Here is an 8,152-nt window from a genome sequence, read left to right as displayed (position 1 = left end):
GCTGAAAATGCCGGCCTTTGAATGGGTTCATGTGCAGCTCCATCAGCAAAAGGGGATGATAAGTTTATCACCACCGACTATTTGCAACAGTGCCCCCGAACGGACGTTAGATTTCGAGTTCTAGGCGTTCTGCGATGAAGGTTGGATCCCAGCCGGGATTGAAAGTGTCGACGTGGGTGAATCCGAGCCGCTCGTATAGGCCACGCAGGTTCGGGTGGCAGTCGAGCCGCAGCTTGGCGCACCCCTGCGTTCGCGCGGCATGGCGGCAAGCCTCGATCAGCGCGGAGCTGACACCCCGGCCCGCATGTGTCCGTCGCACCGCGAGCTTGTGCAGATATGCGGCCTCCCCCTTGAGGGCGTCGGGCCAGAACTCGGGATCCTCGGCCGACAAGGTGCAACAGCCGACGATGCCGTCGCTGCAACTCGCGACTAGGAGCTCGGATCTCAGGACGAAGGTCTCCGCGAATGTCCGGTCGATCCGCGCGACGTCCCAGGCGGGCGTTCCCTTGGCGGACATCCACGCCGCAGCGTCGTGCATCAGCCGCACAACCTCGTCGATATCACCCGAGCAGGCGACCCGAACGTTCGGAGGCTCCTCGCTGTCCATTCGCTCCCCTGGCGCGGTATGAACCGCCGCCTCATAGTGCAGTTTGATCCTGACGAGCCCAGCATGTCTGCGCCCACCTTCGCGGAACCTGACCAGGGTCCGCTAGCGGGCGGCCGGAAGGTGAATGCTAGGCATGATCTAACCCTCGGTCTCTGGCGTCGCGACTGCGAAATTTCGCGAGGGTTTCCGAGAAGGTGATTGCGCTTCGCAGATCTCCAGGCGCGTGGGTGCGGACGTAGTCAGCGCCATTGCCGATCGCGTGAAGTTCCGCCGCAAGGCTCGCTGGACCCAGATCCTTTACAGGAAGGCCAACGGTGGCGCCCAAGAAGGATTTCCGCGACACCGAGACCAATAGCGGAAGCCCCAACGCCGACTTCAGCTTTTGAAGGTTCGACAGCACGTGCAGCGATGTTTCCGGTGCGGGGCTCAAGAAAAATCCCATCCCCGGATCGAGGATGAGCCGGTCGGCAGCGACCCCGCTCCGTCGCAAGGCGGAAACCCGCGCCTCGAAGAACCGCACAATCTCGTCGAGCGCGTCTTCGGGTCGAAGGTGACCGGTGCGGGTGGCGATGCCATCCCGCTGCGCTGAGTGCATAACCACCAGCCTGCAGTCCGCCTCAGCAATATCGGGATAGAGCGCAGGGTCAGGAAATCCTTGGATATCGTTCAGGTAGCCCACGCCGCGCTTGAGCGCATAGCGCTGGGTTTCCGGTTGGAAGCTGTCGATTGAAACACGGTGCATCTGATCGGACAGGGCGTCTAAGAGCGGCGCAATACGTCTGATCTCATCGGCCGGCGATACAGGCCTCGCGTCCGGATGGCTGGCGGCCGGTCCGACATCCACGACGTCTGATCCGACTCGCAGCATTTCGATCGCCGCGGTGACAGCGCCGGCGGGGTCTAGCCGCCGGCTCTCATCGAAGAAGGAGTCCTCGGTGAGATTCAGAATGCCGAACACCGTCACCATGGCGTCGGCCTCCGCAGCGACTTCCACGATGGGGATCGGGCGAGCAAAAAGGCAGCAATTATGAGCCCCATACCTACAAAGCCCCACGCATCAAGCTTTTGCCCATGAAGCAACCAGGCAATGGCTGTAATTATGACGACGCCGAGTCCCGACCAGACTGCATAAGCAACACCGACAGGGATGGATTTCAGAACCAGAGAAAGAAAATAAAATGCGATGCCATAACCGATTATGACAACGGCGGAAGGGGCAAGCTTAGTAAAGCCCTCGCTAGATTTTAATGCGGATGTTGCGATTACTTCGCCAACTATTGCGATAACAAGAAAAAGCCAGCCTTTCATGATATATCTCCCAATTTGTGTAGGGCTTATTATGCACGCTTAAAAATAATAAAAGCAGACTTGACCTGATAGTTTGGCTGTGAGCAATTATGTGCTTAGTGCATCTAACGCGCTGATCACCGGCGGTTGAAAACCGTCCGGTGGATTGGCAGGTTATGCTCCTTCATTTCATTTCTGGTTTCCTATAGGGCAACCAGGCTGTCCTTGCCGGCGCTGGGAACGCAGACGATGGCATCAAATGCCTCGCTCAAATTCGTTTCTACAGAGGCGCTTTGGGACCGCATTCGCTTTGCTTCCATGGGGTCATCTGTCAATGTCAGGCATGAATCCTCCTTACCACAGGCATCGATGACATACTGTTCCACACTATCCTCACGGATTGCATCGGCAGGCGTGGTCACAACAGAGAATCCAAGAGGACTGTCGGGCGATGGGAAATGCATTTCCGGCACGGTGAGTCCAAGATGGGTGAATGCAATCGCACGGTAATCCCCCTCCTCCCTCTCTGCGAGATGCTGTCCCATGGGAACAGCCGTAAGCTCGCCTGAAAAGGAAACTGGAGTTTTTTGTAAATGATTGTTGTGCGCCAGCAGAATTATCCTTACATCCGGATTCGCTCGAACCATTCCATCCACCACGCCCGCCATATACGAGTCACGTACGGAAGTATCTCCCTCAAGAGAGGTACCATCGAAGAAAGCTTTCATTACACGCAAGGTTTCCAACGTATACTCTATCGACTCTATTCGATCAGAGGCTTTTCGGAAAAAATCGCTGTTGACGTGATTTTTCAGGACAGGGGCAAGCGACGCCAAACGGAGCTTCAATCTGGTTACCCCTGAGATAGCTTTCTCCTGCTGAGCCGTTTCCAACTCCCCCCATTTTGCCGATGAAATAACCGCCGACTGGCCATCAATGGACGTCAACAACTGAGTCAGCGCATCAACGTGGGGTTTCATGAGGTGGTCGATGACCTGGATAATTTCGGCCAATTGCGCTAGGTCGTCCCTTGGATTCAAGGTGTTGGGTAAATCGATTCCGACTAACTGCAGTTTTCTTCCTGATTCGCGTAGATATGATTTAACCCAAATCAGCACTGAGCCATACAAAGAAAAGGTCAGGGTATCCGAAAATCGCTCAAGTTCATGAGCACCGGCTGTTGAGTTGAGCCATTCAGATAGCCGGGATGCCTGAATCGCCCCACATTCCAAACCAATCGCATTAAGCATGCTTCCTCCACAATGGAGAGGCCCAGTTACAGGACGTTGCATAACTGCCAGCCGCGACCATTGAGGTCGCGGCATTTCTCTCATGACCGCTTTTGGCGCAATCCGAGCGATCTACTCGGCAGCTGTCGGCCCTTGGGGTCTTGTTTAGGGAACTGGCTCAGATGTTCGTGAGTGATCTTCCAGACATTCGCTTCTCTACGAAGGATAGTTGTTCCTCGCCCACCGCCTTCCAGAGCGCTACCATTTAAAATTGCCCTCCACCGGAAGTGATAGGTGCATCCGGCACAATCTTTCGACTGGGCAACCCACTCCAGGTTTTCTAACCAATAATTTTCAAGAGGAAATTTTTTCCAGGTTTCCTCAAAGGCTTGCCGTATCTGCTTCAGTCCACAAAATGATCCGTCATTGAACCAGAATATCGCATTTGGTGAAATTAACGGCACCAACTGATCGAAGTCGTGCATATTAATCAGTTTGCTCGACTTCACGCGGGATCCAGAACCAGGCGACATAGAGGGCCCGTAGGAAGAGAATCGTCAGCGCCGTTCCCACGACGATGCCGCCCATCATTGCGTAGGCACGATTGCCAGCATGAACTGGCAAAGCGCCGAAGTGCTTGCCAGCCTGGACACGTTTAACCTGACCGAGAGGTACGGTTGCGATGCGGAGATCATATTTGTTAATTAACGCGCTTGCTTAATTAACAATGGCCACGGGATTCTACTCGGAATCCCTTCAAGGCGAGGGGCGAAAATCGGCCCCAGGCGGCGAGTGGGCTAAGCAATTTGTGGCATCCGCGACGCGAATAAAGACCAGTGCGGTCATCGGCTACAGTCGGTTCCATGCGCCATGATGGCACTGCCGGCAGGCGACGTTAATCGATGATCTCGGCACCTTCTGCGTTCAGACGCGCCAGGCCCTCCTTCATTTCCCGCAGCCGCTGGGCCGTGTGTGCTTGCCACTTCGTCACTTCAGCAATTACGCGCAATGGATCGCGGGAGCGATAAGACAGGGTCGGGTTACCCGGGAACTTCTTATCCGTCAGGTTCGGATCCTCCTCGATGGCGCCGGTCGGTTCGACGACATAAATTCGTTCCGTTCCGCTGCCACCCGCCAATTCGGCGCCCCAGATCGCCGCATCGAGCGTGCCTGTAAAATACACCCACGACAGGGATTTCGCGTCTGTGAAATTCGATCGATAACCGACGGCGATCAGATCACCGGGTGCAAGAGCGGCTTTGGTTCCATGGAAGAACGACTGGGCAAACATGGTTGCGGTAGCAGACATAGAGTCCCCCTTGATGTTAAGCGCTTCTGTTCACAGTGTCGCGGGGCCCGTATTTTCGGCGGGGCGCACCCTGGATACATAGTCGTTGATAGGGTGCGGGCGAGCATCCCGCATGCCATGCGTCGGATCAGGGCGAGCCAAAGTGCCGTTGAAGATAGTCGACACCGAACGAAACGATATCCCGCGCTTCGAACAAGTAGCAGTGCGCCTGACCGACCAAGCCCTCCCGATGGCGTCGCAGCTCCACATAGGCATTGGTAATTGTCTCGACGGCGTCCGGCTCTCCTTCGATAGCGAAACAATCGAGAATGCCGTTGGAGTCGAAATCCTCGGCGCGTTTCCATCTCACTCCGCCGTCCTCGCTGCGGATCGGCATTTCGTAGCTCACGCGTCGCTTGTTCGGGATGCGGGCAATGGCCTCGGCGTAGTGCAGGACGGTAACGGAATCGAGCGGGGCTCCGAGCAACAGAACCTTTCCGGCACGCTCGACGAAACGCTCCAGCGGCGATCCAGGTCCGAAAGCCTGCCCAAGTTCGTGAGGCCGCGTCAGAGTGCCGGCCAGAGGCCCTACCGCGACCATCGAGGCATCCGGGTGCGCGCTGCGCCGGGCGCCGGGTGTCTGGAGGAGGAACCGGTTGAGCAGGCCGAAGCCGCGATACGTGCCTGATATGGCTGGATCGAACGGCGGCCATCGGTGGCGCAGTTCCGCATCCATCCGTGCGCCATTGAGCGTTTCTTCGTAAGGCGACCGGTCCCACGAGGCGTATCCCATCAAGCTTCCAGTGGGGCCGACGGCATCGAGCAGGGCAGACACTATCGATGCTGCGCCTCCATCGACGGGGCCGATCGCCTTCAGCGATGCGTGAACCATGACGAGAGCGCCGGATTGGACACCCAGCCGTGAAAGGTCCGCCGCAATTGTTTCCCTTGTGTTCATTCCGCTGCCATCCTCTATATCCTGCATTCCCCAAGTGGCGTGTCGTTTGAGGTGAAGATAGCCTGTATCCGAGCGCTAGACAAGGATTTTCTGCCGCAAGCGGCACCTGCGGTCGCGCAGACTGCTGGATCTGGACGGATCAGACCGCGAAGCCGCTGTTTCCTTGCCCAGGGGCGGCGTTTTTCAGCGCAGCGGACAGATCTGTCCAGCCGCTTTCGTTCAGTTTGAGCGTGGATCGCGATCATGCGCATAGCGGTGGCGCTCGCAATCGGCGGATAGCGGCGAGGATGGCGCGTACCATCGTGCCGGTGACAGCGACCTCGGCCAGCTGGAAGGTGATGGTGCGGGCGTGACGGACCACACGTGCCCCGATCTTGATCAGCTTCAGTTGCAGGCTGGTCAACGACCAGTCGGCCATGGCCTCGGGCAGCTCGATGCAGCGCAAGAAGGTGGCCAGGTTGTACGCCAGGGCGTGCAGTTGCAGCCGCACCTCATTGTCGCGGAACTTCCGGCACGACAGCCGCGTCCAGCGAAAGGCGTATTTGCCCTCTTTGATGTGCTGCTCGGCGGTGCCGCGCTGGTTGTAGAACCGCACCACCCAGTCCGGCTCCATCGGCAGGTTGGTGACGATGAAGCCGACACGCGGGAACAGTTCGCCCGGATGCCATTCGATCTTGGCGATCACCCGGCGTTCCTTGTCCCAGGACGCCGCCTGATACTCGAATTCCTCGAAGAACCGCTTGACCTTGGTCAGTGACGGCCGCCCGACAGGGCGCGTTAGCCGATGCGCGATCTTGTCCTTGAGGACCGCGTTTGCGGGCAGCCGGATGGCGTAGAAGAACCGCGCTTCTTCCAATCGCTCATAGATCGCCGGGATCGCGTAGGCAGCATCGGCCCGGAAGAACCTGCCACCAAGGTCGCGCTCCGCGTAGCGCGCAATTACGGGGTCGAGAACATCACGCCAGCCATCGGCGCTGTGGACGTTGCCATGGCGCAGGGCGCAGCGTTCCAGCATCCCGAACTGGTTGAACAGAAAGTTGGGGTGATAGCAGCTACAGTCGAAATGGCCATTCCAGGCGGACCCTTCCTGGTCGCCATGGGTCGGGCTGACCGAGCTGTCCATGTCCAGAACGATGTACTTCAGCCCGTTACGGTCATGGAACCGGTCGATCCATTGCCCGTTCAGGTCGGCCAGCGCGGCACGGTTCCCGGCCAGAGCCAGCGTCTCGGTCTCGAACCGTCCCATCTGCGATGCCGAGGCCGCTTGTGCATCGACCGCTCTGCCGCCGACAACTTGGCGCATGACCGGATCGCAGGCGAGACGGTTGGCGTCGTTGACATCCTCGTATCCGGCCAGCCGCCCAAAGACTGATTGCCGGAACAGGCCGTCGAGCCGATGGACCGTGTTCTTGCCAGAGCGAGTATCGCGCAGCGCCGCTGACGCCAAATCGGACAACCCGAGCGCGTCATCAAGCTCGCGCATCACCAGAAGGCCGCCGTCGGAACTGAGCTGCGTGCCGCGAAATTCCAGCCGCACGCGAGGGTCGAAATCCACCCGATCTGCCCGTTGCAAGCCCGCACCCTCTGGGTGATCCATGAAACGCGCCCCTCGCAGCCTTCAACACCATGTTTTATATAGGAAATATAATGGTCAGGACAGCGAAATCAGCGCCTTACTTGGGAAATGTGGGTTAAAATCATGCCTCTCGACAAAATAGCGAATAAGACTAGCTCTAGCCAGTGAGAACTCCGCGACAAAGTGAGCACCCTCGCCAATGCCGACAATTCGGGCGCCCTCAACTACGGGATTAAGAATCTCAAACTCATTGAACTCCAGCTTTTGAGGCTGTAAAAGTGTTCTGGTCGTTCTCCATGTCATTTTTTTATCCTTTTGCGTTTATTGCTGAAATCGTCATACTTTCGCTTCGCCAATAACCAGGCTCACAGAGCATAACGCCCCAGTTAACCGACATCAACGTGCGCAGCACGTTGATGTCCGGTTGAACGCCCGGTTAGGCTGACGACAGATGCGAAGGCAGATGAGAACACGCCGAGATACCAGTTGGTAGAGATGGTGCAGCCATTCATGACCACTTCCCCTTGATTTTGAAGCTTTGAACAGTGCGCAGGCTTTCGAACGCCTGGCGTGTTTGGACCATGTACACCGCAGGGCCGTCAGGTGTGAGGATGTTTTTTTCTTGAACGAACCCGGCCTTCTCGTAGCAGCGAATGGCGCGATGGTTGCTAGGAGATGGATCGGTTTGGATTTTCGTTACGGCCGGGTCGCTAAACAGGAGTTCAACGAGCGAGCGTACGAGCTTTGTACCCAACCCCTTGTTTAACTGTGATGGATTAGCCAAAGACTGGTCAATCCCGCGGACCCCTGGATCAGTTTCGTCTTCCCACCATCCATCGCCACTTCCAAGTGCGATGTAGGATTGGGCGTAGCCGATGGGTTCGTCATCTAGCATTGCGATGTAAGGCACTACAGCTTGCTTTGCCAGAACTTCGGGCGAATAGTGTTCTAAGACTTCGTCAAGAGTTGGGCGTTCATCCTCGCCGCCCCACCACTCGACTATGTGGGGGCGGTTCAGCCAAGCATGGAGCATTGGCAGATCGTTCTCGGCCATGACTCGTAGAACTATTGCGGCATTGTTGGCGGACATGAGATGTTGATTCCGTGCGGGCCTAACTTTGTTTTAGGGCGACTGCCCTGCTGCGTAACATCGTTGCTGCTCCATAACATCAAACATCGACCCACGGCGTAACGCGCTTGCTGCTTG

The 8,152-nt window shown here is 57.2% G+C and carries 9 protein-coding genes and 2 pseudogenes; all 11 read right to left on the bottom strand.

Annotated features, from left to right (window positions below; genetic code table 11):
• Window positions 1-106: 106 nt before the first annotated feature.
• The 11 genes and pseudogenes from LZP96_RS23515 to aac(6')-IIc all read right to left on the bottom strand — a co-directional run bounded on the left by LZP96_RS23515 (window position 107) and on the right by aac(6')-IIc (window position 8,035).
• Window positions 107-607, bottom strand: a complete 501-nt coding sequence (locus LZP96_RS23515; protein ID WP_000376623.1) for a GNAT family N-acetyltransferase — start codon at window positions 605-607, stop codon at window positions 107-109.
• 127 nt (window positions 608-734) lie between these two features.
• A complete protein-coding gene (gene sul1 / locus LZP96_RS23510) occupies window positions 735-1,574 on the bottom strand; it encodes a sulfonamide-resistant dihydropteroate synthase Sul1 (protein ID WP_000259031.1) in 840 nt (279 codons plus the stop codon).
• On the bottom strand, window positions 1,568-1,915 hold the full coding sequence (locus LZP96_RS23505) for a quaternary ammonium compound efflux SMR transporter QacE delta 1 (protein ID WP_000679427.1): 348 nt from the start codon (window positions 1,913-1,915) through the stop codon (window positions 1,568-1,570). The genes sul1 and LZP96_RS23505 overlap by 7 nt, the downstream gene beginning before the upstream one ends.
• Before the next feature lie 182 nt (window positions 1,916-2,097).
• Window positions 2,098-3,138, bottom strand: a pseudogene (ere(A), locus tag LZP96_RS23500) (EreA family erythromycin esterase); the annotation flags it as partial.
• A gap of 86 nt (window positions 3,139-3,224) precedes the next feature.
• Window positions 3,225-3,632, bottom strand: coding sequence for a YybH family protein (locus LZP96_RS23495; protein WP_063613390.1), 408 nt, complete (start codon window positions 3,630-3,632; stop codon window positions 3,225-3,227).
• Window positions 3,633-4,018: 386 nt separating this feature from the next.
• Window positions 4,019-4,432, bottom strand: coding sequence for an NAD(+)--rifampin ADP-ribosyltransferase (gene arr / locus LZP96_RS23490; protein WP_012695486.1), 414 nt, complete (start codon window positions 4,430-4,432; stop codon window positions 4,019-4,021).
• 127 nt (window positions 4,433-4,559) lie between these two features.
• Window positions 4,560-5,369, bottom strand: a complete 810-nt coding sequence (gene aac(3)-IIg, locus LZP96_RS23485; protein WP_012695485.1) for an aminoglycoside N-acetyltransferase AAC(3)-IIg — start codon at window positions 5,367-5,369, stop codon at window positions 4,560-4,562.
• Window positions 5,370-5,610: 241 nt separating this feature from the next.
• Complete coding sequence (locus LZP96_RS23480) at window positions 5,611-6,966, bottom strand: IS1380-like element IS1247 family transposase (protein ID WP_006473457.1); 1,356 nt, start codon at window positions 6,964-6,966, stop codon at window positions 5,611-5,613.
• A 93-nt stretch (window positions 6,967-7,059) separates the two neighbouring features.
• Window positions 7,060-7,248 (bottom strand): annotated as a pseudogene (locus tag LZP96_RS23475) (EreA family erythromycin esterase); the annotation flags it as partial.
• A gap of 83 nt (window positions 7,249-7,331) precedes the next feature.
• Complete coding sequence (locus tag LZP96_RS23470; protein WP_022646489.1) at window positions 7,332-7,457, bottom strand: hypothetical protein; 126 nt, start codon at window positions 7,455-7,457, stop codon at window positions 7,332-7,334.
• Window positions 7,454-8,035: an aminoglycoside N-acetyltransferase AAC(6')-IIc gene (gene aac(6')-IIc, locus LZP96_RS23465; RefSeq protein WP_012695484.1), complete on the bottom strand. Its 582-nt coding sequence runs from the start codon at window positions 8,033-8,035 to the stop codon at window positions 7,454-7,456. The genes LZP96_RS23470 and aac(6')-IIc overlap by 4 nt, the downstream gene beginning before the upstream one ends.
• Between the last annotated feature and the right edge of the window lie 117 nt (window positions 8,036-8,152).

The organism is Huaxiibacter chinensis, assembly GCF_022171985.1.
GTDB lineage: Bacteria > Pseudomonadota > Gammaproteobacteria > Enterobacterales > Enterobacteriaceae > Enterobacter > Enterobacter chinensis_A.
This window is presented reverse-complemented; position numbering and strand designations above follow the sequence as displayed.